This is a genomic window from Streptomyces sp. NPDC020958 (assembly GCF_055562175.1).
In genome coordinates this window covers 741,917-768,125 of sequence record NZ_JBVHFU010000001.1, presented here as the reverse complement: position 1 = coordinate 768,125, position 26,209 = coordinate 741,917, and the positions used below count along the sequence as shown (strand labels likewise).

The window sequence follows — 26,209 nt, the reverse complement described above, 5'->3', positions numbered from 1 at the left end:
CCCGGCAAGGGACTTGTCGACATGTACATCGCCGACCGCCCGGCGGTGACCTCGAACACCGCTGGACACCTGTCCAGCTATACTGGACACCTGTCCAAGAGTGGAGGAGGATCCGCCGATCATGGAAGTCCTGGCGAACGTGCTGGTCGGGCTGGTGGCCGCGCTGCACGCGTACATCCTGGTGATGGAGATGTTCCTGTGGCGGAGAACCCCGGGGATGCGCTTCCACGGCTTCGACGCCGAACTGGCCCGGCGGACCGCGCCGATGGCGGCCAACCAGGGGCTCTACAACGGCTTTCTCGCGGCCGGCCTGGTGTGGGGACTGGTCGCGGCCGACCCGACGGGCTTCGCGGCACAGGTGTTCTTCCTGTCCTGCGTGGTGGTAGCGGGGGTGTACGGCGCCGCCACGGCCAGTCGGCGGATCCTGTTCGCCCAGGCACTGCCCGGGGCACTCGCCCTGGCCGCCGTGCTCGCCGCCCGGTGACCGGGCCGGCGCCCCGTCCGGCGCCCGGGGACCCGCGCGCCGCCCGCACCAGGGCGCGGCTGCGGGCGGCCCTCCTGGCGGAATGCGCCGAACGGCCGCTGGCGGAGGTGGGGGTGGCCGCACTGGTCCGCCGCGCCGGAGTGGGCCGGGCCACGTTCTACGTGCACTACGACGGCCTGGAGGCGCTGGCTGTCGACGCCTGCGCGGATGTCGTACGGGAGGCCGTGGACGCCCTGCACGCCTGGCGCGGGCGGCCCGACCCGGTGCACGCGCCGCCGGCCCTGCGGGACTTCTTCGACGGTCTGGTTCCGCACGCGGCCCTGTACCGGGAACTGCTCGCGCCGGGCGGCGGCGGCCCGCTGGGCCGGGTGCTGCACCGGGATCTACGGGCGCGCAGCCTGGCCGAGCGGGAGCTGGCGGGAGCGGCGGACGCCCCCCTGGTGGCCTCGGCGGTGGCCGCCACTTTCGCCGGGGTGCTGGCCGACTGGCTGCACGGCTTGCTGGACGCCGCCCCGGCCGAGGTGGCCGACCAGGTGTGGCAGCTGCTGGTCGCGCTGCACATGAGCCGCTGAGGCCCGGCGCTGACGGCAGACGATCTTGGCACGATCCCATCGAAGGTTGACCTTAGTGCCATTTCCCGAGCGGGCGCCTCCCGGCAGGCTGGGTGACCATGAACGATGTGAACACGATGCGTGCGGTCAGTCAGGACGTCCTCGGCGGTCCCGAGGTACTGAAGGTGGTCGAGGTGCCCCGGCCGAAGCCGCGCCCCAACGAGGTGCTGGTCCGGGTACGGGCAGCCGGCCTCAACCCCACCGACTGGAAGCACCGGGAGTTCGGCGCCTTCCTGGGCGAGCCGCCCTTCGTCCTCGGCTGGGACGTCTCCGGCACGGTCGAGGAGACCGGGGTCGGCGTCGCCGCCTTCGAGCCGGGTGACGAGGTCTTCGGCATGGCGCCCTACCCCTTCGGGCACGGCACGCACGCCGAGTACGCGATCGTGCCCGCCCGGGCCCTGGTGCCGAAGCCGGAGGCGATCGACCACGTGCAGGCGGGCGCGCTGCCCCTGGTGTCGCTGACGGCCTGGCAGGCGCTGGTGGAGTATGCCGACGTGCGGCCCGGACAGCGGGTGCTGGTCCACGCGGCGGCCGGCGGCGTCGGGCACGTGGCGGTGCAGATCGCCAAGGCGCGCGGCGCGTACGTGATCGGCACGGCCAGCGCGGGCAAGCACGACTTCCTGCGGGAGATCGGGGTGGACGAACCGGTCGACTACCGGTCCGTGGACGTCACGGAGGCGGTCCGGGACGTGGACGTGGTACTGGACACGCTCGGCGGCGACACCGCGACGGCCTCGCTGCGGGTCCTGCGCCGCGGCGGCACGCTGGTGTCGATCATTCCGGTCGGCTCGCCGGAGTTGTTCGAGGAGGCCGGGCGGCTGGGTGTGCGCGCGGTGCGGATGCTGGTGGACGCCGACCGGGCCGGTATGCACGCGGTCGCGGAGCTGGTGGAGTCGGGGAAGCTGCGGGCCACCGTCGCGGGCACCTTCCCGCTGGCCGATGCCGCCAAGGCGCACGAACTGGGCGGCACCGGCCGTACCACGGGCAAGCTGGTCCTCGTGACCGACTGAACCGGACGGGTCAGAACGTGAGCACGGGTTTGATCGCCTTGCCCGTGCTCATGTCCCGTACGGCCCGGTCGATGTCGGCGAACGGGTAGGTGGTGATCAGCCGGTGGAGCGGCAGCCGCCCCTCCCCCACCAGCCGGACCAGCGCCGGGATGAACGCCTGCGTCTCGCTGTCGCCGAGGGTGAGGCCGACGATCCGCTTGCCGGCCAGCAACCCGTTGACGTCCAGGGGGACCTCGGTGCCGAACGGCGGGGCGCCGACGACGGCCAGGGTGCCGCGGGCGGCGAGCGCGTCCACACCCTGGCGCAGTACGCCGACGTTGCCGGTGGTCTCCACGACGCCGTCGGCGCCCGCTCCGCGCGAGATCCGCCGGACGGCCTCCACGATGTCCTGCCGGGTCGCGTCGACGGTGTGGGTGGCGCCCAGTTCCGCGGCGAGTTCGAGGCGTTCGGGCACCCGGTCGACGGCGACGATCGTGGTGGCGGGGGTGAGCGCGGCCGCCATGACCGCCGAGAGGCCGACCGCCCCGGCCCCCAGGACGACGACGGTGCTCCCGGTGGCCGGTTCCAGCACGTTCCACACGGCGCCGACCCCGGTCTGCACCCCGCAGCCGAGCGGGGCGATCGTCTCCAGCGGCAGGTCCGCGGCCACCTTGACCAGGCTGCGCTCGTCGACCAGCGCCCGCTCGGCCAAGGAGGACTGGCCGAAGAAGTGGCCGCCGAGCGGCTCGCCCGCCCGGCTGACGGTGTGGCTGCCGTCGGGGCGCCGGCCGCCGATCAGGTTGAGCGGCAGCCAGGCGGCGCAGTAGGCGGGATGGCCGCCGTGACAGTTGCGGCAGGCGCCGCAGGAGGTGAAGGACAGCACGACGTGGTCGCCCGGGGCGACCCCGGTGACGGCGGGACCCACGGCCTCGACGACCCCGGCGCCCTCGTGGCCGAGGACGCCCGGGAGCGGGAAGGGCAGCCCGCCGCCCGCCACCGAGAGGTCGGTGTGGCACAGACCGGTGGCCACCATGCGCACCAGCGCCTCGCGGGGGCCCGGCGCGTCGAGTTCGACGTCGGTGAGGGTGAAGGGCGCGCCGCCGGACTCGACCACGGCTGCTCGGGTGGTGATGGACATCGCGTGATCTCCTGGTGTGCCGGGCTCAGTCGAGCGAGACGACGACGGACTTGACCTTGGTGTAGGCGTCGAGGGCCTCGGGGCCGTACTCGCGGCCGAAGCCGGACGCCTTGACGCCGCCGAAGGGCACGGCGGGGTCGAGCAGCGCCCAGTCGTTGACCCAGACGATCCCGGCCTGGAGGCGGGCCGCGACGCGGTGGGCGCGGGCGAGGTTGCCGGTCTGGATGCCGGAGGCCAGGCCGTAGGGAGTGGAGTTGGCGAGGGCGACGGCCTCGTCCTCGGTGTCGAAGGGCTGCACGGTGAGCACGGGGCCGAAGATCTCGTCCTGGACCACCCGGGAGTCGTTCGGCAGGTCGGCGATGACGGTCGGCCGGTAGTAGAAGCCGCCGTTCAGGTCGAGGCGTTCGCCGCCGCAGACGATCCGGCCGCCCTCCTTGCGGGCGATCCCGACGTACTCCTCGACCTTGCGCAGGTGCTTCTCCGCCGCCATCGGGCCGACCACGGTGGCCGCCTCGCGCGGGTCGCCGACCGGGACGCCGGGGACGGCCTCGGCGAGGATCCCGAGCAGCGTGGCGTAGACGGAACGGGCGACCAGGAGCCGAGGGCCGCCCATGCAGAACTGGCCGGTGTTGAAGACGAAGGCCTTGATCACCGCGGCGACGGCCTTCTCCAGATCGGCGTCCTCGAAGACCAGGTGGGCGGCGTTGCCGCCGAGTTCCACGGTGACCGGCTTGAGGGCGTGGCCCGCCGTGGCCGCCACGTGCCGGCCGATGGCGGTGGAGCCGGTGAAGGCGACCTTGTCGACGCCCGGGTGGCCCAGCAGGGCCTCGCCCGCGACCGGTCCGGCGCCGGTGACGACGTTGACCACCCCGTCGGGGACGCCTGCCTCCTTGAACAGGCGGGCCATGTACAGGGCACTGAGCGGGGTCTCGTCGGCGGGCTTGTGGACGACCGTGTTGCCGGCGGCGAGGGCCGGGCCGATCTTGGAACCGGCGAGGATCAGCGGGAAGTTGAAGGGGGTGATGGCGGCCACCACGCCGACCGGTTCGCGCCGGGTGTAGGCGAGGGCGTTGAGCGGGACGTCGCGGACGGCGCCGTCCAGGGTGTGGGCGAGCGCGGCGAAGTGCTCGTAGTCGTTGGCCGCGTTGGTGACGTCGACGGCCGTGGCCAGGGTGATCGGCTTGCCGACGTCCAGGCTCTCCAGGGCCGCGATCTCCGCGGCGTTCTCCCGGATCAGCTCGGCGATCCGGTGCAGCACCCGGCCGCGCTCCCGGCCGCTGAGCCTCGGCCACTCCCCCGCGTCGAAGGCCTCCCGCGCGGCCCGGACGGCGGCGTCCACGTCGGCGGCGCCCGCCTCCGCGACGGTGGTGACCACCTGGCCGGTGGCCGGGTCGGTGACGTCCGTCCGGGCCCCGTCGGCGGCCTCCCGCCACTGTCCGCCGATGAACAGCCGACCGGGTCCGGCCTCGAAGGTGGTCGCCATTGCCCACTCCCAGCGTAGATAGCCAAGCCTTCAACAAACAGGTTTCCTGTTGGTCCGCAGTCTGATTACGGACAGGATTCCTGTCAACGGTCTAGGGTGCACGCATGGTCGATACAAAGACTCGCCCCTCGCTGCTGTACATGGTCAAACAGGTGGAGCTGGTGGTGCGCTCGCACCTCGACGAGCTGGTGCGGCCCGTGGGCGTCACGGCGCTGCAGTACACGGCCCTGACCGTGCTGGAGCGCCATGACGGCCTCTCGGCCGCCCAGCTGGCGCGCGACTCGTTCGTGACCGCCCAGTCCATGGCCGACCTCGTACGGTCGCTGGAGGGCCGGGGGCTCGTCCGCCGGGAGCGCAACCCGCGCAACCGGCGGGAGCTGCTGATCCTGCTCACCGACGCCGGGCGCGAGCTGCTCGCCGGGGTCGCCGGTCAGGTGCGGGAGCTGGAGGAGCGGATGGTCCGGGAGCTCACCGCGCACCAGGAGGAGCAGTTCCGGCAGGCGCTGAGCAAGGCGTGGCAGGCACTGTCCTGAGCAGCGCGGGCGCCGCGACCCCGGGGGCGGTACCGCTCCCACGTGCCGGTTCCCGTACTGTCGCACACGCCACAGAAAATGGCGTGGCGAAGCAGCAGACATATGTCAATCGAACATGCTGAAATTCCCTCCATCGAGGGTAACTTGCAGGGCGGGGAACCGAATTGACCGGCCGGGGTGGGAGGTGATGCCGTCATGCGCCAGGAATCCCCGGGGGCTCCCGTGCCGCTCACCCGGCACCTGCGCGTGCACGAGGACCACGGCCACACGGTGCTGGAGTTGCGCGGGGAGATCGACATAGCCGCGGCGACGGAGATCGCCCCGCACCTGGACCGGGTGACCGCCCGGGACTGCTCCCGGGTGGTGATCGACCTGCGGTACGTCGAGTTCTTCGACTGCTCCGGACTGCGGCTGCTGTACCGGGCACGCAGCCGGGTGCTCGAACACGGCGGCCGGCTGCGGCTGGTGTGCACCCACCCGCTGACCCTGCGGGTCCTGAAGGTGACGGGCCTGTCGCAGCTGCTGCCTCCGCTGGCGACACTGGACGCGGCCCTGGGACGGCCCGGGGCCACGTCCGGCACCCTGTGAACACCCCTGCGGGGCGCGCAGGGCCTAGAGGTTCCGTGGCTCCTCGAACAGGGCGCTCACGGATTCACCGTTGTGGATCCGGCGTACGGCCTCCGCCAGCGCCGGGGCGATGGACAGGATCCGCAGCTTGCCGGTGTGCTCCTCGACGGGCACCGGCACCGTGTTGGTGCAGACGATCTCCAGCACGTCGGGCTGCTCGCTCAGCCGCTTCAGGGCACCCGCCGCGAACAACCCGTGCGTGCAGGCGATCCGGATCGACCGCGGCGGACCCAGCTCCCTGAGCCGCTCCAGGAGTTCGACGACCGTGCTGCCCTTGGCGATCTCGTCGTCGAGGACGATGACGTCCCGGTCCGCGACCTCGCCGATGACCGAGCTGATGACGACCCGGTCGTCGGCGTACCGCTGCTTGGCGCCGGCCGCCACCTGGGCGCCGATCAACCGGGCGAAGGCCGCGGCCTCCTTGGCGTTGCCGAGGTCGGGCGAGACGACGGTGGTGCGGCTGAGGTCGTACCGCCTGAAGTGCGCCGCCAGTTCCCGCAACGCGTGCAGATGGTCGACCGGCACCGGGAAGAAGCCGTGGACCTGAGGGGCGTGCAGGGTCATGGCGAGCACCCGGCTCGCGCCCGCGGCCACCATCAGGTCGGCGACCAGCCGGCCACCGAGGGAGATGCGCGGGGCGTCCTTCTTGTCGGAGCGGGCGTAGGAGTAGTGCGGCATGACGACGGTGATCCGGCCGGCCGAGGCGCCCCGGGCGGCGTCGCACATCAGCAGCAGCTCCACCAGGTGCTCCTGCACCGGCCGGACCAGGGGCTGGACCAGGAAGACGTCCCGCTCCCGGCAGTTGGCCTGAAGCTGCACCTCCAGACAGTCGTTGGCGAACCTGCTCACCCTCGTCGGACTGAGCGGCACCCCGAGGTGCGCGCAGACCTCCTCGGCCAGCTCGGGATGGGCGCTGCCGCTGAAGACCGCTATGTCTCGCACGATCCGCTCCTCGCATGACCGGTACGGGCTACGGCCTCATGCTACGGACCGAGCCGCTGTCACCACGGCACGGGTGAGCCGTCCCAGGAGAAGAACCCGCCGGTGGGACCGTCGTCGGGCAGCAGCGCCAGGTGTACGGCCCCACGGGCGCCCTCCGCCGCGTCGCCGCCGCGGGCCGCGAGACCGGGGACCAGGTCGGTGGCCCGCGCTCCCGGGGCCAGGGCGTTGACCAGGATCCCGTCCGCGGCCAGTTCCTGCGCGTACAGCACGGTCAGCGCGTTCAGGGCGGTCTTGGACGAGCGGTAGGCGGCGGACCTGGGGCTGCCGTGGGCGAACTGCGGATTGGGGTGGGTACTCCAGGTGAGGGACGCCGTGCCGCTGGAGACGTTCACGACGCGCGGGTGGGCGGAGCGGCGCAGGGCGGGCAGAAAGGCGTTGGTGGCCGCGACGACGCCGAAGACGTTGGTCTCGTAGGTGCGCCGGAAGTCCGCGACGCCGGTCTCACCGGGCGGCCCGACCACCGGCTGGACGCCCGCGTTGTTGACCAGGACGTCGAGGTGCCCGACAGCGGCGGCGGCGCGCTCCACGCTGCCGGGATCGGTGACGTCGAGGACGAGCAGCCGGGCCCCGGCGCCGATCTCGGTGACGGCCCGCTCACCGCGCCCGGCGTCCCGGGAACCGACGAGGACGTCGAAACCCTCGGCGACGAGGAGCCGGGCCACATGGAAGCCGATGCCCTTGTTGGCACCGGTGACGAGTGCTGTGCGATCGTTCATGGCAGCCACGGTTCCCCGGCCGTGTCCGCCGTGCCAGGGACCACCTGTACCAGGCGGACCCGGGAGGCTGCGGTATGGCGAGGCAGGAACTGGCCCGCTTCCTGCGGGAGCGCCGGGCGGGGCTGCGCCCGCAGACGGTGGGGCTGCCGACGGGGACCGTCCTGCGCCGTACCCCCGGGCTGCGGCGCGAGGAGGTGGCCGGTCTGGCCCACATGTCGGTCGACTACTACACCCGCCTCGAACAGGCCCGCGGGCCCCGCCCCTCGCCGCGCGTCCTGGACGCCCTGGCCGGGGCCCTGCGGCTGACCCCCGCCGAGCGCAGCCACCTCTTCCGGCTGGCCGGGGCGGCCGCGCCGCCGCCCGGCACCACGGCGGCACGGCGGGTGCGCCCGCACGTCGGCCGGCTGCTGGAGCGGCTGCCCGGCACGGCGGCGATCGTCACCGACGCGGCCTACGGGCTGGTGGCCTGGAACCCCCTCGCCCAGCTGCTGCTCGGCGGGGATCTGGGACACGGCACCACCAACCTCGCACGGCGCCGCTTCCTCGGCCAGGGGCGGATGCCCGTGAGCTCCACCGCGGAGGAGTTCGGCCACGTGGTGGTGGCCCGGCTGCGGCGGGCCGCCGAGCGGTACCCCGACGACCCGCAACTCGCCCTTCTGCTGCATGAGTTGCGCACGGGCAGCGAGGAGTTCCGGGAGATCTGGGTGACCCATCCGGTGCACGCGCCGGGCCACCGCACCAAGACCCTGGACCATCCGGAGCTGGGGCCGCTGCGCCTGAACTGCGACGTCCTGCTGGTACCCGAGGACGACCAGGAGGTCGTCCTCGTCACGGCGGACCCGGGTTCCGCCTCCGCCCGCCGGATCGCCGAACTCGCGGCGCGCGCCGGGATGCGGTGAGGCCCGCCGGTCACTTCACGATCACGCGTGTACCAGTACGGCCTCAGCTGTCTCAAACGGCCGACAACACGGTCTGGCACGGCATTTGGCGGGCAAGCGTGTCCTTGGAAAGGAGGACCGTCACATGGCGAGTTCCACCAAGGAGAGCAAGGCGAGCTCCACGCAGGAGACTCCCGTCGGCGCCAGGCCCCGGCGCATGCCCGGCTGGGCGAAAGTGCTCACCGCGTTCGTGCTGGTGCTCGTGGTGCTGTTCGCCGGGATCAAACTGGCGGTACTGCCGGGCATCAAGGACCTGTTCGGCACGGAGACCCGCGACAACACGGGCCCGGCGCTCCTCAAGTCCATCCAGGACATGAGCCGTTACGACGCAGCCTCCGGGAACTTCCAGGTCGTCGTGGACCTGGAGAAGGACGCGAAGTACCTGCCCAGCGCGATCCGTGGCACCCGCACCCTGTACGTCGGTGCGGGCACCGTCGACGCCTACGTCGACCTCGGGAGGATCGGCCAGAAGGACGTGACGGTCAACGGCGACCGCACCGAGGCCACCATCCGGCTGCCGCACGCGCAGCTCGGCAAGGCCGCCCTGGACGCCGACCACTCCTACGCCGTCTCCAAGCAGCGCGGACTGCTGGACCGGCTCGGCGACCTGTTCTCGGACAACCCCAACAGCGAACAGGCGGTGCAGAAGCTCGCGGTGAAGCACATCTCGGCGGCGGCCGAGGACAGCGGGCTGACCAAGCGGGCCGAGACCAACACCACCGGCATGCTGGAGGGTCTGCTGCACTCCCTCGGGTTCACGGAGGTGCATGTGTCCTACGGGACGGTGTGACCGTGTCTGCGGTGCCGTCGGTTCAACCGCCCAGCACCCCCGGCAGGGCCGGCGCGCCGAGGGCGGCCGCGCCGACGAGGAGCCAGGCCACGTAGTCCCCGATGTGCCCGGACTGCGGCCGGCGCAGCGGCAGCAGCCGGTCCGGGGCGGTGAGCAGGCCGGGGCGGGCGATCGCGACGGCGGCGAGGCCCACGGCGAGGAGGGCGGAGAGACAGCCCAGCGGGACCCCGGCCGGCGTCCAGTGGACGGCGGCCGGGGTCCCGCCCGTTCCGGCCGCGGCGACGGCACGGGAGACCACCCCGGGGAAGCCGGGGGCGACACCGACGGCGAGGCCACCGGCCAGGAGGACGGCGGGGACGAGGACCATGGTGGCCGGGATCCGGTCCAGTCCCCCGTCCGTCTCGGGCTCCTCGCCGGTCCCGGTGGTCTCGTACGCCGCGCTCCTGGGCGGCCGGGAACCGAGGCCGAGGAAGACCCGGGCGGCGACCCGCAGCACCGCGCCCGCCGTCACCGCCGACGCGCACACGAACAGCACCGTGAGCGGTCCGCCGACCGCCTCCTCGGAGACCGCCTTGCCGATGCCGGTGCCGAACGGCGGCAGGCCCGCGAGGGCCGGCCCTCCGACCGGCCGCTCGTGCATCCAAGCACCGCGGCCGTCGCAGGGAGCGGCGGCACGCGGGAACGCACTCGGAGTGCCCGGAGAGCGGACCCGAAAACCAGCAATCCGCTCCGGCCGCCGCGCCGGTCCCGGCATCGCTCGGCGTTTCGGGGGTAACTGGGCTACCACGCCGAAAGGTTGGGGAGAGTGGAGGACTGAATGGCCAGCGCCGCCTCGCGCCTGCGCATCACCAAGGGCAACACCACCGAGGAGACGAAGAGGAACGGGGACACCGGTACGAGGACGAGGCTGTTCAGCAGGGCCGCACGCGTCGTCGGCGGCCGAGGCGACCAGCCGGCCGCCACCCCGAAGGGGGCCGGGTCCGCCGGGCCCGCGGATGCCGGGGGGAAGGGCCTCAGGGGCAGGCTGCGCTTCTCCGGCGCGGCCGGCGGCACCGCCGCGCCGGGCCGCGCGGCCGAGCCGGCGCAATCCGGCAGGAAGGGCCTCATCGGCAGGCTGCGCGGCTCCGGTGCCGCGGCCGAGAAGGGTTCCGCCGGCAAGGCCGGCACCGAACGTCGTCCGCTCCCGCTCCCGCTGCGACTGCTGGCGATGGCCGTCGCCTTCGCCGCGATGGTGGCCTTCGCGGTCGTCCTGGCCGACCTGACCCTGGATCCGTCCCCGGCGTCCGTGTCGATCGCCCACACCAATCTGCACCCCGGGGCGACCCTCAGGCTCTACCTGGACCAGCCCGCGTTCCGTGACGCCGTCAAGCAGATCGGCGGGAACGTCCTGCTGGGTGTCCCGTTCGGGATCCTGGTACCGGTGCTCGCGCCCGGCGCCCGGGGCGTGCTGCGGGTGCTGCTGCTCACCGCGATCGTGATGCTGCTGGTGGAGCTGGCGCAGGGCGCGCTGGTCACCGGGCGGGCGTTCGACGTGGACGACGTCATCCTCAACACCACCGGAGCACTGCTGGGTTGGCTGCTGCTCGGCCGGCTGCTCGGCCGCGCGGTGCACGCCCGCAAGCGCAAGGCGTGACGGTATCCCCTCTCGACCGGTACCGGCGGCCACGGCCGCCGGTACCGGTCTGTACCAAGGTATTGACGCCCACTTATCTCACTCCTTAAATCAAGAGGCGACGCCTCCACCCCCCACCCCGGAAGGACGACCTGTGGCCTCCCCACGCCTGCTCCGCAGATGTCTGTTCGCCGCGCTGTCCGCGGCACTGGTCGCGACGGTCGCCGTCGGGCCCGCACGGGCCGCGTCCGCCTCCGCCGACGCCGGCGCGGCCGCCGTGACCTTCTCCGACACCTTCGACGGGCCCGCCGGTTCGGCGGTCGACTCCTCGAAGTGGACGACGGAGACCGGCGACAACGTCAACAACCACGAACGGGAGTACTACACCTCGGGCACCCGCAACGCCGCCCTCGACGGCCAGGGCCACCTGGTCATCACGGCCAGGAAGGAGAATCCCGCCAACTACCAGTGCTGGTACGGCACCTGTCAGTACACCTCGGCCCGGCTGAACACCTCCGGGAAGTTCTCCGCCCGCTACGGGCACGTCGAGGCCCGGATGAAGGTCCCGCGCGGGCAGGGCATGTGGCCCGCGTTCTGGATGCTCGGCGACGACATCGGCTCGGTCGGCTGGCCCAACTCGGGCGAGATCGACGTGATGGAGAACGTCGGTTTCGAGCCCTCGACCGTGCACGGCACCATCCACGGCCCCGGCTACTCGGGCTCGAACGGCATAGGCGCGGCCTACTCGCTCCCGAACGGGCAGGCCTTCGCGGACGGCTTCCACACCTTCGCGGTCGACTGGGCACCCGACTCGATCAAGTGGTCGGTCGACGGCACCGTCTACGAGACACGCACACCGGCCGACGTGGGCGGCAACACCTGGGTCTTCGACAAGCCGTTCTTCCTGATCCTGAACCTCGCCGTGGGCGGCTACTGGCCGGGCGACCCGGACGGCTCCACGTCCTTCCCGGCCCAGCTGGTGGTGGACTCGGTGTCGGTGACCACCAGTGACACGGCGACCGGCGTGGCGATCAGGGGCCTGGCCGGCAAGTGCGTGGACGTCGCCGGGGCGAACTCCGCCGACGGAACCCCCGTCCAGCTCTACGACTGCAACGGCACCGCCGCCCAGCAGTGGACCGTGGGCTCGGACGGCACGATCCGCGCGCTCGGCAAGTGCCTGGACGTGACCAGCGGCGGCACCGCGGACGGCACCCCGGTCCAGCTCTACGACTGCAACGGCACCGCCGCCCAGAGATGGGCCGTCAGCTCGGCCCACGACATCGTGAATCCGCAGGCGAACAAGTGCCTGGACGTCACCGGCAACACCTCGGCCAACGGCACCCGGCTGCAGATCTGGACCTGCACGGGCGGCGCCAACCAGAAGTGGACGCTCGGCTGAGCCCGTGCCTCAGGGGCGCGCCGGGCGGGGTGTCCAGGTGAACTTGTCCCCGCCCACCCAGCGGACCACGGCCGGGTCGTCCAGGTCGTGGACCGTGATGCCGTGGGCCGCGGCGATCGACAGCACCTCGGTGATGTCCCTCGCCTCGGCGACCACCTCGCCGTCGATCTCCACGATGCGGAAGGGCAAGGTCCCCGGCCTGCCGGTCATGACCCCGAGGACCAGGATCCGCGGCTGGGAGATGTAGGGGCTCGCTATCTCCGTCATGCAATCGAGGGTAGATCTCCCCGGGCGGAAGTGACCTGCCTGAGTCACGCTGGCGGTGGAGGTGGCCATGGACCCCGTCGAGGCGCTGGAACGGATCGCCTTCCTGCTGGAACGGGCGCTGGCCCCGACGTACCGGGTCCGCGCCTTCCGCACCGCCGCCCGGGTGCTGGCCACGCTGCCCGCCGGGGAGGTCGCCGAACGGGCACGGGGCGGGACCCTGGAGACGCTCAAGGGCGTGGGCCCGAAGACGGCCCAGGTGGCGCGCGAGGCCCTGGCGGGAGATTTGCCCGGATATTTACGCAAGCTTGAGGAAGAGGCGGGAGAGCCGCCGACGGGTCCCGGTTCCGGGTTGCGGGCGCTGCTGCGCGGCGACTGCCATCTGCACTCGGACTGGTCCGACGGGGGCAGCCCGATCGAGGAGATGGGACGCACCGCCGCCGCGCTCGGCCACGAGTGGGCGGTGCTCACCGACCACTCACCCCGGCTCACGGTGGCTCGCGGGCTGTCCCCCGAGCGGCTGCGCGAGCAGCTGGCGGTGGTGGCGGAGCTGAACGCGGACTGGGCGCCGTTCCGGCTGCTCACCGGCATCGAGTGCGACATCCTGGAGGACGGCTCGCTGGACCAGGAGCCGGAGCTGCTGGAGCGGCTTGACCTGGTCGTCGTCTCGGTCCACTCCAAGCTGCGGATGGACGCCCGCTCGATGACCCGGCGCATGGTGCGGGCCGTGCGGGATCCGCACGCCGACGTCCTCGGGCACTGCACGGGCCGGCTGGTCACCGGGCGAGGGCGGCCCGAGTCTGAGTTCGACGCGGACGAGGTGTTCGCCGCCTGCGCCGAGTCCGGTACGGCCGTGGAGATCAACAGCCGCCCCGAACGCCTCGACCCGCCCCGGCGGTTGCTGCGCCGCGCGGTCGAGGCGGGGGTGCTGTTCTCCGTCGACACCGACGCCCACGCCCCGGGCCAGCTGGACTGGCAGATCCTCGGTTGCGCCCGGGCCGAGGAGTGCGGGGTGCCCGCCGACCGGGTGGTGACCACCTGGCCGGTGGGCGACCTGCTGGCCTGGACCCGGGAGGGACGCCTGCCGGCACGCGTGGCCGGCGCCTGACGCGGTACCCGCGTCCGTGGGGCAGTACAGGAATCCCTGGGGCAGTACGACAGGAAGGAGCACCGCGCGATGGACCGGGCGGCTGTGTTCGACGTCGACGGGACACTCGTCGACACCAACCATCTCCATGTGACGACCTGGTGGGAGGCCTTCAGACAGGCCGGCCACGACGTGACCATGCATGCCGTGCACCACAGTGTCGGGCTCGGCTCCGGGGATCTCGTCGCCCGGCTGCTGGGCGACGACCGCGACACCAGTCAGGACGACGACCTCGACGCCGCCCACAAGGCGTTGTACGGGCAGTTCTTCGACCGGCTGAAGCCGCTGCCGGGCGCCGGTGAGCTGCTGCGGCAGCTGCACGGGGACGGCTGGAAGACCGTGCTGGCCACCTCGGCGAGCGGCCCCGAGCTGGCCGCGCTGCGCCGCGCGATCGACGCCGACGACGCGATCGACGCGACCGCGAGCGCCGAGGACGTGGCGCGCGGCAAGCCCGCGCCGGAGCCCGTGGAGCGCGCCCTGGAGCTGGCCGGGGTCCCGGCCGACCGGGCGGTGTTCGTCGGGGACACCGTCTGGGACATGCAGGCGGGCACCAAGGCGGGGGTGCGGTGCGTGGGACTGCTGTGCGGCGGGATCCCCCGCTCGGACCTGGTGGCGGCCGGGGCGGAGGAGATCTACGCCGACCCCGCCGACCTGCTCGCCTCCCTGGCGGACAGCCCGTTCTCCGATCGGTGACGCGGATCACGCGGGGCCCCGGAACAGCCCGGGGGTGGTTGTCCGTTGAACCAGCCGTGGGTGCGGATGGGACAGTGTCCCCGGGCCTCACCTTCTGCCCACAGGGACGATCGTCCGGCTGAAGCCCTGTGGAGCGTCTCGCCGAGAGGCGACCGCCATCCGCGCCCACCACCTGGCCGCCCCGGCCGCGAATCCCCCGTCGCGGCCGGGGCTTTTTCCTGTCCGACGCGGGTTCACCGGGCGTTCGGAGCAGCCCCCGGCCCGGACGCTTGACTTCGAGCGCACTCCAATTCGTAGCGTCGGGGTCATGAGCACTACGACTCCGCAGCACAAGATCGGTTCCGGCTTCGACGCGCAGAGCACCGCCGACGACGTCCTCGCAGGCCTGGACCTCCACGGCCGGCTCGCGATCGTCACCGGCGGCTACTCCGGGCTCGGCCTGGAGACCACCAAGGCCCTCACCAAGGCGGGCGCCCACGTCGTCGTGCCCGCGAGGCGCGCCGCGGCCGCCCGCGAGGCACTGGCCGGCCTGGAGCGGGTCGAGGTGGACGAGCTGGACCTCGGTGACCTGGACAGCGTGCGCGGCTTCGCCGAGCGCTTCCTGACCTCCGGCCGGCCCGTGGACTTCATGATCGACAACGCCGGGATCATGGCCTGCCCCGAGACCCGGGTCGGGCCCGGCTGGGAGGCCCAGTTCGCCACCAACCACCTCGGGCACTTCGCGCTCGTCAACCGGCTCTGGCCGGCCCTCGGGCCCGGCGGCGCCCGGGTCGTGTCGGTGTCCTCGCGCGCCCACCACTTCTCCGGGATCCGCTGGGACGACGTCCAGTGGGAGCACGGCTACGACAAGTGGGAGGCGTACGGCCAGGCCAAGACGGCGAACGTGCTGTTCGCCGTGCACCTCGACCGGCTCGGCCAGGACTTCGGCGTGCGGGCCTTCGCCCTGCACCCCGGCGGCATCATGACCCCGCTCCAGCGGCACATCCCCCGCGAGGAGATGATCGAGCGCGGCTGGATCGACGAGCAGGGCACGGTGCTGAACCCGCAGGGGTTCAAGACGCCCGAGCAGGGTGCGGCCACCCAGACCTGGGCGGCCACCTCCCCGCAGCTGGAGGGCATGGGCGGGGTGTACCTGGAGGACTGCGACATCGCCGAACCCGCCGTGGCGGGCGGGTCGACCGGGGTGCAGCCCTGGGCCGTCGACCCGGACCAGGCCGCCCGGCTGTGGGACCTCTCGGCGGAGCTGACCGGCGTGAACGCGTTCGCCTGAGGCGGCGGGCGCCCGGCGGGCGTGGTGTGCCCGCCGGGCGCCCGGGTACCCGGCCAGTCACCGTCGGCGAGAGGAGCCGAAAGTGACCAGCTCAGCGGGGCGTGAGATCGTTGTCACGGGGGCCACCGGCAACGTCGGCACGAGCGTGGTGAAGGCGCTGGCCGAGGATCCCGGCATCGGATCGATCACGGGGTTGGCCCGGCGGACGCCGGACTGGGCACCGCCGAAGACGCGGTGGGCGACGGCCGACATCGGCGCCGGGCGGACCCAACTGGCCGACCTGTTCGCGGGCGCGGACGCGGTGGTCCATCTCGCCTGGGCGTTCCAGCCGACGCGCGATCCGGCCCGTACCTGGCGCACCAACGTGCTCGGCGGCATCCGGGTGTTCGAGGCGGTCGCGGCGGCCGGCGTGCCGGTGCTGGTGCACGCCTCCTCGGTCGGTGCGTACGCGCCCGGCCCCAAGGACCGGCCGGTGGACGAGTCCTGGCCGACGCACGGCTGGCCGGACGCCGCCTACTGCCGGGAGAAGGCCTACCTGGAACGAACCCTGGACATCTTCGAACGCGACCACCCGGAGATCCGGGTGGTGCGGATGCGGCCGGCCTTCCTGTTCAAGCGGGAGTCGGCGAGCGAACAGCGCCGGATCTTCGGCGGCCGCCTGCTGCCCGGCCCGCTGGCCCGGCCCGAGCTGCTGCACTTCCTGCCGGACGTGCCCGGCCTGCGGGTGCAGGCGCTGCACACCGACGACGCGGCCGAGGCGTACCGGCTGGCCGTGGCGACCGAGGTCCGGGGCGCCTTCAACCTGGCCGCGGATCCGCCGCTGGACGCGGGCGTGCTGGCCGAGCGGTTCGGTGCGCGTCCGGTCCGGATGCCGCGCACCGCGGCCCGCTCGGCGATCGCCGCGGCCTGGGGGCTGCACCTGCTGCCCGCCTCCCCGCACCTCTTCGACGCGGTGCTGCGGCTGCCCCTGATGGACTGCACCCGGGCCCACGAGGTACTGGGCTGGCGGCCGAGCCGTACGTCGACCGAGGTCCTCGACGAGTTCCTGGAGGGCATGCGCGAGGGCGCGGGGGCGGCGACGGAACCGATGCGGGGGCGCAAGGTCGGCTGACCGCCGGGTCGTGCGCGCGGGGCGCTCGGTCGGGCCGGTGGCGGTGGGCCGGGGGTCGGTGGGGCGGGGGCCCGTCCCGCTCAGCCCGCTCAGAGCGTGCGCAGGGTGCGGTCAGGTGCCGCTCTGGCCTCCCGGTCAGTCCGATGGTTCGTCGGGGACCGGGGCCTCGGGATGCACCGTTCCCGAGCGCGGTGCGCCCTGCGGGCCCGCCCCCGCCTCGTCGGGTTCGGGGACGGCGGTGTCCTCGCTGCGCTCGTCCGTTCGGCGCCCCTCGGCCGCGTCCCACGGGTCCTGGCCGGTGCCGGCCTGCTGGTCCTGCATGTCCCGCGGGACGGGCCTGCCCTGCTTCTCCCCCATGGCGTACCTCCCTCACGACGTCGTTCCGGGGCCCGGCGGGTACCTCGCAGGGCCCCGGTGAAACGAGGGAGTTCGGTTCAGCGGGGGGTGCGCTCCTCCAGGGCCGCGCGCCAGGCCGGGAGCCGGTCCTCGGCCGCCCGTTGCGCGCGCCGGCCGCCGCGGCCGAAGAAATCGGCCAGGGGCAGGATCGCCGCGCCGACGGTGACCGCGTCCGGACCGAGCCGGCCCAGGTCGATGGTGACCTGCTCGGCCGGGTGGCGCAGCGCGTACCTGGTCGCGTAACGGCGTACGGCGGGCAGGAAGCGGGCGCCGAGCTGGAGGCCCGCCCAGCCGCCGATCAGGATGCGCTCGGGCTGGAAGAGGTTGATCAGGTCGGAGAGGCCGGCGCCCAGGTACTCGGCGGTCTCCTCCAGGACGGCGAGCGCGACCGGGTCGGGCTCGGTGCCCGCGGGCGGATAGGCGGCGGCGAGCATGGCGGTGAGCGCGCTCTCCTCGTCGAGGGCCTCGGCGGGCCGGCCGCCCTCCTCGCGCCAGCGGGCCAGCAGCGACTCCGCGCCGGCGTAGGCCTCCAGGCAGCCGAGCGCGCCGCAACGGCAGCGGCGGCCCCGCACCCGTACCGTCAGGTGCCCCCACTCCACGGCCCGCCCGTGCTCCACCTCCGCGGTGACCAGACAGGCGCCGACACCGGAGCCGAACAGCACCACCACCGCGTTGTCCGCGCCCCGCCCGGCCCCGAACCACATCTCCGCCTGGCCCAGGGTCTTGGCACCGTTGTCGATGAAGTACCGCACCGATTCAGGGAGTTGACTGCCGGAGCGGAGCAGCTCCTCCAGCGGGACGGCGTCCCAGCCGATGGTCTGGCCGTGCACGACGGCGCCCCGGTCGCCGGTGTGCTCCACGATGCCCGGGACGCCCACGCCGACACCGAGCAGCAGTTCGGGATGGGCGCCTTCGGTGGCGAGGACCTCGGCGATGCCGTCCCGGATGTGACCGACGATCACCTCGACGTCGTAGCCCTGCTGCTCCAACGGGCGCTCGGCGCGGGCGAGTTCGGTGAGGGTGAGGTCGAACAGCTCGACGCGGACCCGGGTCTCGCCGACGTCCACGCCGATCATGTGGCCGCTGTGCGGGGCGACGCGCAGGAGGGTGCGCGGGCGGCCGCCGTCGGAGTCGACGCTGCCGGCCTCCTCCACCAGGCCGTCCGCGACCAGGTCGGCGACCACGTTGCTCACCGAGCCGGAGCTCAGGCCGGTGGCCGGACCGAGCTCGAAGCGGCTCAGGGGTCCGTCGAAGTAGAGCCGCTGCAGTACGGTCGTGCGGTTGGCCCGCCTGAGGTCGCGCACCGTGCGCCCGTTCCGCCCCGCCATGTGGCTACGCTCCCTTCACGAACCCTGCCCGACCTGCAACATACTCCTTCAGGGGGCCAGAAAGCGATATTTCCCCAACCCTTAGTTCACGATGTGAGCTAAGGGACTCGGGAACCGGGGGCGCAGTGGGCGCGGTGAGCCGCCGGCCCGGCGGGGGCCGGTCAGTTCGCCGCGTACACATCCTCCACGTAGCGACCCTCCGCCACCAGGGAGTTCAGCCACTGCTCGGCGTCGCCTCCCGGCGTGCGGTCGCGGTACATCGTACGGAACGCCTCCCGGACGCCCGGCGCCATCCTGCCGCCGTCGCCGCAGACGTACACCTTCGCACCCGCCGCCAGCAGGGCCCACACCTCGTCGGCCTCGGCGGCGACGCGGTGCTGGACGAAGGTGCCCGCCGTGCTGAAGGCCGGGCGCAGGCAGACGGCACCGGCCGCCTGCGCCGTGCGCAGCTCCCCTGCGTGCAGGAAGTCCGCGTCGGCCGCGTCGCAGCCGAAGTAGCAGAGTGCGGGCGGGAGTTCGGCGCCCTTGGCGCGGGCTGCCGCGCGGTCGGCGACGGCGCCGCGGAACGGGGCCAGGCCGGTGCCCGCGGCGATCATGACCACCGGGACGGTGTGGTCGACGCGGAAGGCCTCCCGGCAGGGCTGCACGCGGGCGAGCAGGGTGTCGCCGGGGCGCAGCGACGTCAGGTGGCCGGAGCCGGTGCCCCGGTAGCGGCCCTTGCCGGACCTGGCGGGGGCCTCCAGGAGGGAGACCATCAGGTCGGCATGGCGGGGGTCGACGGCCGGGGACGACGAGATCGAGTAGTGGCGCGGCCTGAGCGGGGTCAGCAGGTCCAGCAGACGGGGCCAGTCGAGGGCGCCGCGCAGTGCCGGGTGGTCCTCGACGACCTCGACCAGGGTGCGCGGGTCGTCGGCCGGGGTGCGCGGGTCGTCGGCCAGGGCGGCGAGCGCGGCCCTCTCCGGCGGGCAGGGGTTGGCCTCGGCCAGCAGGGACAGCTGCCCGGCGTTCGGCCGCTCCTGCAACTCGACGTGGTGGGTGAGGAGTTCGCGCACCGTCAGCGGGCGGTCGACCGCGAGGCCGTCACGCCGGGGCCGGGTGGCGCGGATGTCGAGCACGGCGTCCAGGTCCGCACCGAGAGCGGCGGCCGCGCGAGTGACCAGCGCCGGGGCGTTGACGGGGAGCACGGTCAGGTGGTCGGCGGTGCGGTAGGTGACGCCGTCCGGCAGCGCCACCCGCAGGAAGCGTTTGGTGCGGGGGTGGCCGGCGGCGGTGAGGTCGTACGCCTCGGTGACCGTCATCGGGACCAGACCGTGGCGTGCGGCGACGGCGTCGAGGGGGCCGCCGGTCAGGGTCCTGACCTGGTACGCGGTGGTGGGCTCCGGGTCCGTCGAGGGGGCCGCGTCGGGGTCGCCGTACCGCTCCAGCAGGGCGGTGCGCAGCCGTGCGGTGAAGTCGCGGACCGTGCCGGGCAGGTCGCCGGAGGCGTCGGCGGCGACGCGGTCGGTGAGTCGGCGGGCGCCCAGCTCGGCCAGGCGGGTGTCGATCCGGGTGGGGAAGTGCTGGTAGGTGGCGGCCCAGTTGCGGTCGCCGACGCCGAGCACCGCGTAGGTGACGCCGGTCAGGTCCGGGGCACTGTCGAGCCAGGCCGCGAAGGCGGTGGCGTCGTCGGTGGGGCGGCCGTTGTAGGAGGCGGCGGTGATGACGACGGGGCGGTTCGCCGGGAGACCGGTGGCGTACGCGTCCAGCGCCGCCACCTCGGTGTCGCAGCCGAGGTCGGCGGCCTCGTCGGCGAGCCGGGCGGCGAGGTCCCGGCAGGTGCCGTAGTTGCTGCCGTGCAGCAGGAGGGCGCCGGTGCCGGTGCGGACGCGGGCCGGGAGAGCGGCTGCCTCCCCCGGGTTCCGGTCGGCGGTCGGCGCGGTGCCGGGCAGCGGCGGGTGGAGGCGGTCGGCGGGGGTGCGCGGGACGAGGGTCAGGGTGAAGCCCTCGGGCTTGAGGGTGAGGGTCTCCTTGACGGTGAGGGCGTACCGCGCGTGGTCCTGGATCCGGTAACGGTGCACCAGCAGGGCCAGCAGCATGGTCGCCTCGTGCAGGGCGAACTGCCGGCCGATGCAGGCGCGTTCACCGGTGCCGAAGGGCTTGAAGGCGTGCACCGGGCGGGCCGCCTCGGCCTCCGGGGTGAACCGGGAGGGGTCGAAGAGCTCGGGGTTGTCGCCCCAGACCGGCTGCCGGTGCAGCATCGGGGCGAGCACGGTCACGGACTGCCCCGCCGTCAGCGGCACCCGTCCGCCGAGCAGGGTGTCGTCGAGGGCGTGCCGGCTGAACGCGGCGGCGGTCGGCCACAGCCGCAGTGCCTCGTTGAGCACCTGACGGGTGTAGGCGAGGCGGCCGACCTCGTCGTAGGTGGGCTCGGGGTCGGGCGTGTCGCCCCACAGGGCGTCCGCCTCGCGCTGTACCAGCCGGAGCGCGGTGGGGTGCTTGGCGAGGTAGTACAGGGCGAAGGACATCGCGCCGGAGGTGGTCTCGTGCCCGGCGATGAGAAAGGTGATGACCTGGTTGCGGATGTTGGCCCGGTCCAGGGTGGCGCCGTCGGCGGGGTGCCGGGCGGAGAGCATCAGGCCGAGCAGGTCCTCGGCCGTGCTCTGGTCGGTGCCGGTGCGGGAGGCGATGACGTCGTCCACGACCTGGGCGAGGTAGCCGGCGTCGTCCCGGAAGGCGGCGTCGGCGGCCGAGTGGTCGGTGCCGGGCGTGCGGGCCAGGCGGGTCATGCTCCACTCCAGGCAGCGGACCATGGACTCGACGAAGGGGTGGGGTTCGGTGCGTTCGAAGGAGCCGAAGTCGTAGCCGAACCCGGCGAGGCCGATGGTGTCGAGGGTCATCCGGGTCATGTCGTCCGGCACGTCGACCGGGCGGCCGTCGCGGGCGGCGCGGTCCCAGGCCTCGATCAGGCGGCGGGCGACCGTGAGCATCACCGGGTGGTAGGTGCGCATCGAGCCGAGCGCGAAGGCGGGCATGAGGATGTCGTGCGCCCTGGCCCAGTTGGGCTCGTCGTTGTAGGCGGTGAACAGCCCGTCGGCGGCGAAGGCGCGGACGTTCTCCAGGGCGGGCCCGATGTGCTTGGCGAACCGCTGCTCGTCGGCGAGGTCCGCGACCAGGTCGGTGTCGGCGACGAACAGGGTGTCCCGTCCGTGCAGCCGTCGTACCAGGACCGGGCCGTGCTCCCGCATCAGGTTCATGACCTGCTGGATGGGGGTGCGGCCGGGTCCGGTGGCGGTGATGTCCACGACGGGGACGCCGGGCAGGGTGTCTGTGGTGTCGGGGTGCGGCGCGGTGGGGGGCATGGCGCGACAACTGCCTTTCGCGGTACGGAAGTCCTGCGTTCCAGCGTGGTCCTCGGGGAGCGCGCCACGCGGCCGTGGCACTACACGAACGTGCAGTCGAAAGTCGCCTTCGGTTCTTGCGCCGTGCCGATGGAGTTGCCTCTGACCTGGGTGGCCGCCTTGGATGAGGGGGAGAGGAGCGGTGGTGGGCATGGCGACGGGCGGCCTCGACGGCGTGGTGTGGCGCAATCGCGCGCTGACCCTGTTCGACCGGGTGGCGGTGCCGGTGGCGGTGTGCGACGTGTACGGGCTGGTGGTGCTCGCCAACCCGGCGATGGCCGCCGAGTGCGGTACGACTCCGGGGCGGCTGCGCGGCCGGGACGTGCTGGAGCTGTTCCGGCCGCAGGAGGAGGCCCAGGTGGAGCGGATCGCTGAGGCACTGCGGCTGCGGCACCGGTCGCGCTACCAGGTGTCGGTGCGGTGGCGGGCGCCCCACGGGGCCGAGCGGTACGGGGAGCTGACGGCGGACCCGGTGAGCGAGTCCGTGGGCGGGACGCCGTCGCTGCTGGTGATGCTGCGGGTGGCCGGCGAGCGGGAGGCGCCCGAGACGGGGCCCGCGCGGGTCAGCCCGGTCGAGGGCCGGGTGCTGGCCCTGCTGGCCCGGGGTGCCACCACCGCCCAGGCCGCCCGTGAACTGGGGCTGACCAGGGACGGCGTGGCCTACCATCTGCGCCGGCTGTCGGCCCGCTGGGACGCGGCCAACCGCACCGAACTGGTCGCGCGCGCCTATGCCTTGGGCGTACTCAGACCGGGCGTGTGGCCGCCGGACCCGGCCGGGTCGAGGACCTCGGCCGAGTAGGCCGTGCCCGCGCCTTGCGGGGCGCCGAAGCGGGCCAGGGTGTGCCACACCATCTTCAGGTCCTGCACCTCGTACCTGCCGGTGCGGGCCGCGTCCCCGATGATCCGGGGGTCCACGACGCCCTGCTGCGCGATCCGGGCGCCCAGTTCGGCGTACTCGGCGCCCCGGTAGTCGGCGTGGCGGCGCAGCTCCGGCACGCTGAGCCGGTAGCCGGGGTGCCACTCGACCGGGAACGGCAGCGACCGGGCGGCCCGCTCCACGGGGGTGCCCCGGTAGCAGGCGTCCAGGACGAGGGCCTCCACGTCCCGGTCGAGCCGTACCCCGCCGTGCACCTGGGTCTCGATGTAGTCGTTCAGGGCGTCCTGCTCGTCGGCCTCGGCCAGGGCGATGAGGTGGGTTCCGGCGGCCACTCCGAAATCCGTCGGCTCGGCCGCGCTGTCGGGGTAGCAGAAGGTGGCCCGGTGCAGTGCCGCACCGGTCAGCCGCAGGTGCGAGGAGCCGAACCGCGGCGCCGCGCCCACGACTTGGCGGCGGAAGTTCAGCGCCCCGTACACCGGACGCTCGGCGGGGTCGGCGTCGTCGTAGCTCCCGCCGAAGATCCGGCTCTCCCAGCGCCGGCGGTCACCGCCGGGGTGCGCGGTGAGCCCGCCGTTGCTGGTGCCGGTGACGAACTGCGAGTGGTAGGCGCCGTCACGGGCCAGCGAGCGCAGGATCGCCCGTCCGGCGGACAGCCGGTCGGGGTGGAAGTTGAGAGTGATCCGCAGACCGGGGTCGAGGGCCGGTCCGCAGGACAGCGCGGCCACATGACGCAGCGCCGCCACGGCCCGCACCGACCCGAGGTCCGCGAGTCCCATCCGCCACCCCCTGCGCTGCCCGCGGCCCACTCCCGATGTCCGCCGACCGTATCCGATCACGCTCTTCCGGGGCACGGCGATTTCCGCGGTGCGCCCGGGGGCACGGCCGCCGGGCACCCTCCGTAATCGGCTGTGGTCATCCAGGCATAAGCGCGCGTGAGTGATCTGTGGACAATACGTTCGACGTGCCGCGCGAGTGGGAACAGGCCAAGGGATGCAAGACGTACGGAAGTGGGCCGAGAGCCTGCCGCGGCTGCTGCGGCGGCATCGGGACCCGGTGGTCGTCCAGACGCTGCGATCGGCCACCGCGGCCACGATCGCCTACGTCGTCGCGCTCCGCCTGAGCCCGGAACCGGCGCCGCTCACCGCCCCGCTGACCGCGCTGCTGGTCGTGCAGGTGACCCTGTACGCCACTTTGACCAACGGTTTCCGCCGGGTCAACGCGGTGGTGGCCGGTGTGCTGGTCGCCATCGCCTTCAGCCAGCTGGTGGGGCTGACCTGGTGGAGCCTGGCGCTGTTGATCGTGGCCTCACTGGGGGTGGGGCACCTGGTGCGCGTCGACGAGTACATCCCCGAGGTGGCGATCAGCGCCATGCTGGTGCTCGGGGTCACCACGATCAGCAGTACGGCCTGGGCGCGGATCGTGGAGACCCTGATCGGCGCGGTGGTCGGCATGGCCTGCAATCTGCTGCTGCCGCCCCCGGTGTGGGTCGACGAGGCCGGGGAGTCCATCGAGGGGCTGGCCCGCCGGCTGCGTCAGCTGATGCTGCGCATGGGCGACGAGGCGGCGGAGCTCACCCCCTGGCAGCGGGCCGCCGAGCGGCTGCACGAGGCCCGACGGCTCGATCACGCGATCATCGAGGTGGACGCGGCGCTGCGGCAGGCCGAGGACAGCCTGCGGCTCAATCCGCGGGTCAGGGAGGGGCTGCTGCACCGGGTGGTGCTGCGCACCGGCCTGGACACGCTGGAGATCTGCACGGTCGTGCTGCGTGTGCTGGCCCGGACCTTCACCGACCTCGCCAAGGCCCGCGAACCGGAACCGATGTTCGCGTCCGACTCCGGGGCGGCCGTGGAGCAGCTCCTGTCCCAGATCGCCGACGCCGTGGTCAGCTTCGCGGTGCTGGTCACCACGAGCATCAGCGAGAACGCGGAGTCGGCCGAGGCCCGGCTGGCCGCCGAACTGCACACCGCGACCGGCACCCGTGACAAGCTCGCCGAACTGCTCCAGGACGAGATCCGCCGCGACGACCGGAACTGGCAGCTGCTCGGTGCCGTACTGACCGAGGTCAACCGGATGATCGACGAGCTGGACACCGAGCACCGCACCCGCCGGCTGCTGGAGGAGCTGGACCGGGTCTCCGGCGAGCAGCGCGCCAAGCGGCCGCCGTGGCTGACCTGGCTGCGCGAGCGGGTCGGGGTGCCGGAGCAGCTGCGGCGGAACCGGACGGGTGGTCCGGGGCGTTCTCTGTGAGGGACGCGGACGGACCGCGTGGGACGGGCGGTGACAGCCGCGCACGGTGGGGTGCCCGAAGGCGACGTACGGCACGGTGCCGGACGGCGCCGCGGGACGGGGAAGGGGGCACGCCGGTGACGGACGCGGCGGTGCGGATCGACGGGAACACTCTGCGGCTGCCCGGCGGGGCGGCGGTGCGGTTCGTCCGCACGCTGCGGCTGCCGGAGACGGGCACGCACCCGCTGCCGCCGGGACTGGGCGAGTTCCCGGTCCGGCGGGTGGCCGACCATCCGGACACGGTCCCGCCCGAGTGGCGGGCCCGGGGCGGTGTGATGCTGCCGGTGTACCTGCGCGAGGCGATGTGGCTGAGCTTCGCGGGTTCAGCGCGGCCGGTGGCTCTCCAGGTCGGCGTGGGCAAGGTGTGCGCGGTGTCCGGCAAGCCGTGGAGCGACCGGCTCGCGCAGCGGCCGCAGAACTACCTGGTCCTGCCCCGGCAGCCGTGGCTGGACGGCATCAACTCCGGCAGGGGCACGGTCCGCCAGTTCGTGTCGGTGCCGCTCGGCCTGGGTGCGACGGTGGAGGGGCAGGTCACCGGCGAGGAGGTGTGGGGCGGGGTGCAGCTCCAGTCCTTCCCGCTGTCCGAGGAGGCGCTCGCCGCGTACCACCGTCAGGAGCGGCTGCGGCGGGAGCGGCTGGTCCGCAAGCGGACCCGCAACTCACGCTCGGCCGGGGGCTTCGGCGCGGCCATGCCCCTGGCGGCGGCCGCGCCCGGAGCGGCTCCGGCGGCGATGGGTCTGGGTGTCGGCGGGTCGATGCGCCAGGAGGTGTACACGGACGACCGGCCGCTGCGGGACTGGGCCGAAACCCCGGCGGGGCGCGTGTTCGTGCACCTGGTCACTCCCCCGCAGTGGCGCCGGATCACGGGTGAGGCGCCCCCGCCGTCCCCGGTGGACCGGTCCGCGTACACCCGTGCGGGCCTGCCCTGGTACGACTACTACGACGAGGACGCCCGGGATCTCGCCCCCACGGACGCCCTGCGTGCGGTGAAACCGGTCGGCGACTGGCTCGGCGACGACCTGGAGCCCTGGCAGCAGCCGTCCCCGGAGCAGGTGGTCCCGCTCAAGGACGCGGCGGACAAGCCGGTGGAGGACGGCGACTGGTGACCCTCGTTGCACCATACGCAACGCACGTTGCC

General features: G+C 73.4%; 25 protein-coding genes and 1 pseudogene. 16 read left to right on the top strand and 10 right to left on the bottom strand.

Annotated features, from left to right (window positions below):
- Positions 1 to 121 precede the first annotated feature (121 nt).
- The 3 genes from ACZ3KP_RS03560 (at position 122) to ACZ3KP_RS03550 (ending at position 2,105) form a co-directional block, all read left to right on the top strand.
- The gene (locus tag ACZ3KP_RS03560; RefSeq protein WP_132892410.1) at positions 122 to 484 is read left to right on the top strand and encodes a DUF1304 domain-containing protein; all 363 of its coding nucleotides are present in this window, start codon (positions 122 to 124) and stop codon (positions 482 to 484) included.
- Positions 481 to 1,056, top strand: a complete 576-nt coding sequence (locus ACZ3KP_RS03555; RefSeq protein ID WP_132892412.1) for a TetR/AcrR family transcriptional regulator — start codon at positions 481 to 483, stop codon at positions 1,054 to 1,056. The genes ACZ3KP_RS03560 and ACZ3KP_RS03555 overlap by 4 nt, the downstream gene beginning before the upstream one ends.
- 98 nt (positions 1,057 to 1,154) lie before the next feature.
- Positions 1,155 to 2,105 (top strand): NADP-dependent oxidoreductase, encoded by a 951-nt coding sequence (locus ACZ3KP_RS03550; RefSeq protein ID WP_467495967.1) that lies wholly within the window; start codon positions 1,155 to 1,157, stop codon positions 2,103 to 2,105.
- A 10-nt stretch (positions 2,106 to 2,115) separates the two neighbouring features.
- Here the strand turns inward: ACZ3KP_RS03550 and ACZ3KP_RS03545 are convergent, their stop codons facing one another.
- On the bottom strand, positions 2,116 to 3,222 hold the full coding sequence (locus tag ACZ3KP_RS03545) for an NAD(P)-dependent alcohol dehydrogenase (RefSeq protein WP_467495965.1): 1,107 nt from the start codon (positions 3,220 to 3,222) through the stop codon (positions 2,116 to 2,118).
- Positions 3,223 to 3,247: 25 nt separating this feature from the next.
- A complete protein-coding gene (locus ACZ3KP_RS03540; RefSeq protein WP_467495963.1) occupies positions 3,248 to 4,705 on the bottom strand; it encodes an aldehyde dehydrogenase family protein in 1,458 nt (485 codons plus the stop codon).
- A 104-nt stretch (positions 4,706 to 4,809) separates the two neighbouring features.
- On the opposite strand from ACZ3KP_RS03540, the gene ACZ3KP_RS03535 reads away from it, so the two are divergent.
- Together ACZ3KP_RS03535 and ACZ3KP_RS03530 are read left to right on the top strand one after the other, a co-directional pair.
- Positions 4,810 to 5,238 carry a MarR family winged helix-turn-helix transcriptional regulator gene (locus ACZ3KP_RS03535; RefSeq protein WP_358979364.1) on the top strand — a complete coding sequence of 143 codons (429 nt, stop codon included), beginning with the start codon at positions 4,810 to 4,812 and terminating at the stop codon, positions 5,236 to 5,238.
- Positions 5,239 to 5,433: 195 nt separating this feature from the next.
- Positions 5,434 to 5,826, top strand: a complete 393-nt coding sequence (locus ACZ3KP_RS03530; RefSeq protein WP_467495961.1) for an anti-sigma factor antagonist — start codon at positions 5,434 to 5,436, stop codon at positions 5,824 to 5,826.
- A 24-nt stretch (positions 5,827 to 5,850) separates the two neighbouring features.
- Here ACZ3KP_RS03530 and ACZ3KP_RS03525 read toward each other — a convergent pair whose 3' ends face one another.
- Positions 5,851 to 6,807, bottom strand: coding sequence for a ribose-phosphate diphosphokinase (locus ACZ3KP_RS03525; protein ID WP_467495959.1), 957 nt, complete (start codon positions 6,805 to 6,807; stop codon positions 5,851 to 5,853).
- Positions 6,808 to 6,866: 59 nt separating this feature from the next.
- Positions 6,867 to 7,583 (bottom strand): SDR family oxidoreductase, encoded by a 717-nt coding sequence (locus tag ACZ3KP_RS03520; protein WP_467495957.1) that lies wholly within the window; start codon positions 7,581 to 7,583, stop codon positions 6,867 to 6,869.
- Positions 7,584 to 7,657: 74 nt separating this feature from the next.
- Here ACZ3KP_RS03520 and ACZ3KP_RS03515 point away from each other — a divergent pair, with 74 nt between their 5' ends.
- Together ACZ3KP_RS03515 and ACZ3KP_RS03510 are read left to right on the top strand one after the other, a co-directional pair.
- Positions 7,658 to 8,482: a helix-turn-helix transcriptional regulator gene (locus tag ACZ3KP_RS03515; protein ID WP_467495955.1), complete on the top strand. Its 825-nt coding sequence runs from the start codon at positions 7,658 to 7,660 to the stop codon at positions 8,480 to 8,482.
- Positions 8,483 to 8,606: 124 nt separating this feature from the next.
- On the top strand, positions 8,607 to 9,311 hold the full coding sequence (locus tag ACZ3KP_RS03510; RefSeq protein ID WP_467495953.1) for a DUF4230 domain-containing protein: 705 nt from the start codon (positions 8,607 to 8,609) through the stop codon (positions 9,309 to 9,311).
- A 22-nt stretch (positions 9,312 to 9,333) separates the two neighbouring features.
- Here the strand turns inward: ACZ3KP_RS03510 and ACZ3KP_RS03505 are convergent.
- A pseudogene (locus ACZ3KP_RS03505) lies at positions 9,334 to 9,936 on the bottom strand (complex I subunit 5 family protein); the annotation flags it as partial.
- Positions 9,937 to 10,425: 489 nt separating this feature from the next.
- On the opposite strand from ACZ3KP_RS03505, the gene ACZ3KP_RS03500 reads away from it, so the two are divergent.
- Together ACZ3KP_RS03500 and ACZ3KP_RS03495 are read left to right on the top strand one after the other, a co-directional pair.
- On the top strand, positions 10,426 to 10,944 hold the full coding sequence (locus ACZ3KP_RS03500; protein WP_358979410.1) for a VanZ family protein: 519 nt from the start codon (positions 10,426 to 10,428) through the stop codon (positions 10,942 to 10,944).
- 133 nt (positions 10,945 to 11,077) lie between these two features.
- Positions 11,078 to 12,322 carry a ricin-type beta-trefoil lectin domain protein gene (locus tag ACZ3KP_RS03495; RefSeq protein WP_467495951.1) on the top strand — a complete coding sequence of 415 codons (1,245 nt, stop codon included), beginning with the start codon at positions 11,078 to 11,080 and terminating at the stop codon, positions 12,320 to 12,322.
- A 9-nt stretch (positions 12,323 to 12,331) separates the two neighbouring features.
- On the opposite strand, the gene ACZ3KP_RS03490 is transcribed toward ACZ3KP_RS03495, so the two are convergent.
- Positions 12,332 to 12,589, bottom strand: coding sequence for a hypothetical protein (locus ACZ3KP_RS03490; RefSeq protein WP_467495949.1), 258 nt, complete (start codon positions 12,587 to 12,589; stop codon positions 12,332 to 12,334).
- Positions 12,590 to 12,656: 67 nt separating this feature from the next.
- On the opposite strand from ACZ3KP_RS03490, the gene ACZ3KP_RS03485 reads away from it, so the two are divergent.
- From ACZ3KP_RS03485 to ACZ3KP_RS03470, 4 genes are all read left to right on the top strand, one after another.
- Positions 12,657 to 13,694, top strand: coding sequence for a PHP domain-containing protein (locus tag ACZ3KP_RS03485; protein WP_467495947.1), 1,038 nt, complete (start codon positions 12,657 to 12,659; stop codon positions 13,692 to 13,694).
- A gap of 69 nt (positions 13,695 to 13,763) precedes the next feature.
- Complete coding sequence (locus ACZ3KP_RS03480) at positions 13,764 to 14,426, top strand: HAD family hydrolase (RefSeq protein ID WP_467495945.1); 663 nt, start codon at positions 13,764 to 13,766, stop codon at positions 14,424 to 14,426.
- A gap of 307 nt (positions 14,427 to 14,733) precedes the next feature.
- Positions 14,734 to 15,696, top strand: a complete 963-nt coding sequence (locus ACZ3KP_RS03475) for an SDR family NAD(P)-dependent oxidoreductase (protein ID WP_467495943.1) — start codon at positions 14,734 to 14,736, stop codon at positions 15,694 to 15,696.
- A gap of 82 nt (positions 15,697 to 15,778) precedes the next feature.
- Positions 15,779 to 16,807, top strand: a complete 1,029-nt coding sequence (locus tag ACZ3KP_RS03470) for an SDR family oxidoreductase (RefSeq protein WP_467495941.1) — start codon at positions 15,779 to 15,781, stop codon at positions 16,805 to 16,807.
- A 135-nt stretch (positions 16,808 to 16,942) separates the two neighbouring features.
- On the opposite strand, the gene ACZ3KP_RS03465 is transcribed toward ACZ3KP_RS03470, so the two are convergent.
- The 3 genes from ACZ3KP_RS03465 to ACZ3KP_RS03455 form a co-directional block, all read right to left on the bottom strand.
- Complete coding sequence (locus ACZ3KP_RS03465; protein WP_467495939.1) at positions 16,943 to 17,164, bottom strand: hypothetical protein; 222 nt, start codon at positions 17,162 to 17,164, stop codon at positions 16,943 to 16,945.
- Positions 17,165 to 17,241: 77 nt separating this feature from the next.
- Positions 17,242 to 18,531, bottom strand: a complete 1,290-nt coding sequence (locus ACZ3KP_RS03460; RefSeq protein WP_467495938.1) for an ROK family protein — start codon at positions 18,529 to 18,531, stop codon at positions 17,242 to 17,244.
- A 161-nt stretch (positions 18,532 to 18,692) separates the two neighbouring features.
- Positions 18,693 to 21,869, bottom strand: coding sequence for a cytochrome P450 (locus ACZ3KP_RS03455; RefSeq protein ID WP_467495936.1), 3,177 nt, complete (start codon positions 21,867 to 21,869; stop codon positions 18,693 to 18,695).
- Positions 21,870 to 22,059: 190 nt separating this feature from the next.
- On the opposite strand from ACZ3KP_RS03455, the gene ACZ3KP_RS03450 reads away from it, so the two are divergent.
- Positions 22,060 to 22,707, top strand: a complete 648-nt coding sequence (locus ACZ3KP_RS03450; protein ID WP_467496761.1) for a response regulator transcription factor — start codon at positions 22,060 to 22,062, stop codon at positions 22,705 to 22,707.
- Here the strand turns inward: ACZ3KP_RS03450 and ACZ3KP_RS03445 are convergent.
- A complete protein-coding gene (locus ACZ3KP_RS03445) occupies positions 22,635 to 23,561 on the bottom strand; it encodes a DUF3626 domain-containing protein (protein ID WP_467495934.1) in 927 nt (308 codons plus the stop codon). The genes ACZ3KP_RS03450 and ACZ3KP_RS03445 overlap by 73 nt on opposite strands.
- Before the next feature lie 214 nt (positions 23,562 to 23,775).
- On the opposite strand from ACZ3KP_RS03445, the gene ACZ3KP_RS03440 reads away from it, so the two are divergent.
- Positions 23,776 to 25,032, top strand: coding sequence for an FUSC family protein (locus ACZ3KP_RS03440; RefSeq protein WP_361338995.1), 1,257 nt, complete (start codon positions 23,776 to 23,778; stop codon positions 25,030 to 25,032).
- Positions 25,033 to 25,148: 116 nt separating this feature from the next.
- Positions 25,149 to 26,177, top strand: a complete 1,029-nt coding sequence (locus ACZ3KP_RS03435; RefSeq protein ID WP_467495932.1) for a hypothetical protein — start codon at positions 25,149 to 25,151, stop codon at positions 26,175 to 26,177.
- The last annotated feature ends 32 nt before the right edge of the window (positions 26,178 to 26,209 follow it).

Coding starts and splice junctions, on each gene's coding strand:
- ACZ3KP_RS03540 (WP_467495963.1), bottom strand. CDS start 4,705: ATGGCGACCACCTTCGAGGCCGGACCCGGTCGGCTGTTCATCGGCGGA.
- ACZ3KP_RS03550 (WP_467495967.1), top strand. CDS start 1,155: ATGAACGATGTGAACACGATGCGTGCGGTCAGTCAGGACGTCCTCGGC.
- ACZ3KP_RS03475 (WP_467495943.1), top strand. CDS start 14,734: ATGAGCACTACGACTCCGCAGCACAAGATCGGTTCCGGCTTCGACGCG.
- ACZ3KP_RS03445 (WP_467495934.1), bottom strand. CDS start 23,561: ATGGGACTCGCGGACCTCGGGTCGGTGCGGGCCGTGGCGGCGCTGCGT.
- ACZ3KP_RS03520 (WP_467495957.1), bottom strand. CDS start 7,583: ATGAACGATCGCACAGCACTCGTCACCGGTGCCAACAAGGGCATCGGC.
- ACZ3KP_RS03460 (WP_467495938.1), bottom strand. CDS start 18,531: ATGGCGGGGCGGAACGGGCGCACGGTGCGCGACCTCAGGCGGGCCAAC.
- ACZ3KP_RS03545 (WP_467495965.1), bottom strand. CDS start 3,222: ATGTCCATCACCACCCGAGCAGCCGTGGTCGAGTCCGGCGGCGCGCCC.
- ACZ3KP_RS03530 (WP_467495961.1), top strand. CDS start 5,434: ATGCGCCAGGAATCCCCGGGGGCTCCCGTGCCGCTCACCCGGCACCTG.
- ACZ3KP_RS03490 (WP_467495949.1), bottom strand. CDS start 12,589: ATGACGGAGATAGCGAGCCCCTACATCTCCCAGCCGCGGATCCTGGTC.
- ACZ3KP_RS03485 (WP_467495947.1), top strand. CDS start 12,657: ATGGACCCCGTCGAGGCGCTGGAACGGATCGCCTTCCTGCTGGAACGG.
- ACZ3KP_RS03535 (WP_358979364.1), top strand. CDS start 4,810: ATGGTCGATACAAAGACTCGCCCCTCGCTGCTGTACATGGTCAAACAG.
- ACZ3KP_RS03440 (WP_361338995.1), top strand. CDS start 23,776: ATGCAAGACGTACGGAAGTGGGCCGAGAGCCTGCCGCGGCTGCTGCGG.
- ACZ3KP_RS03515 (WP_467495955.1), top strand. CDS start 7,658: ATGGCGAGGCAGGAACTGGCCCGCTTCCTGCGGGAGCGCCGGGCGGGG.
- ACZ3KP_RS03465 (WP_467495939.1), bottom strand. CDS start 17,164: ATGGGGGAGAAGCAGGGCAGGCCCGTCCCGCGGGACATGCAGGACCAG.
- ACZ3KP_RS03560 (WP_132892410.1), top strand. CDS start 122: ATGGAAGTCCTGGCGAACGTGCTGGTCGGGCTGGTGGCCGCGCTGCAC.
- ACZ3KP_RS03480 (WP_467495945.1), top strand. CDS start 13,764: ATGGACCGGGCGGCTGTGTTCGACGTCGACGGGACACTCGTCGACACC.
- ACZ3KP_RS03455 (WP_467495936.1), bottom strand. CDS start 21,869: ATGCCCCCCACCGCGCCGCACCCCGACACCACAGACACCCTGCCCGGC.
- ACZ3KP_RS03510 (WP_467495953.1), top strand. CDS start 8,607: ATGGCGAGTTCCACCAAGGAGAGCAAGGCGAGCTCCACGCAGGAGACT.
- ACZ3KP_RS03450 (WP_467496761.1), top strand. CDS start 22,060: ATGGCGACGGGCGGCCTCGACGGCGTGGTGTGGCGCAATCGCGCGCTG.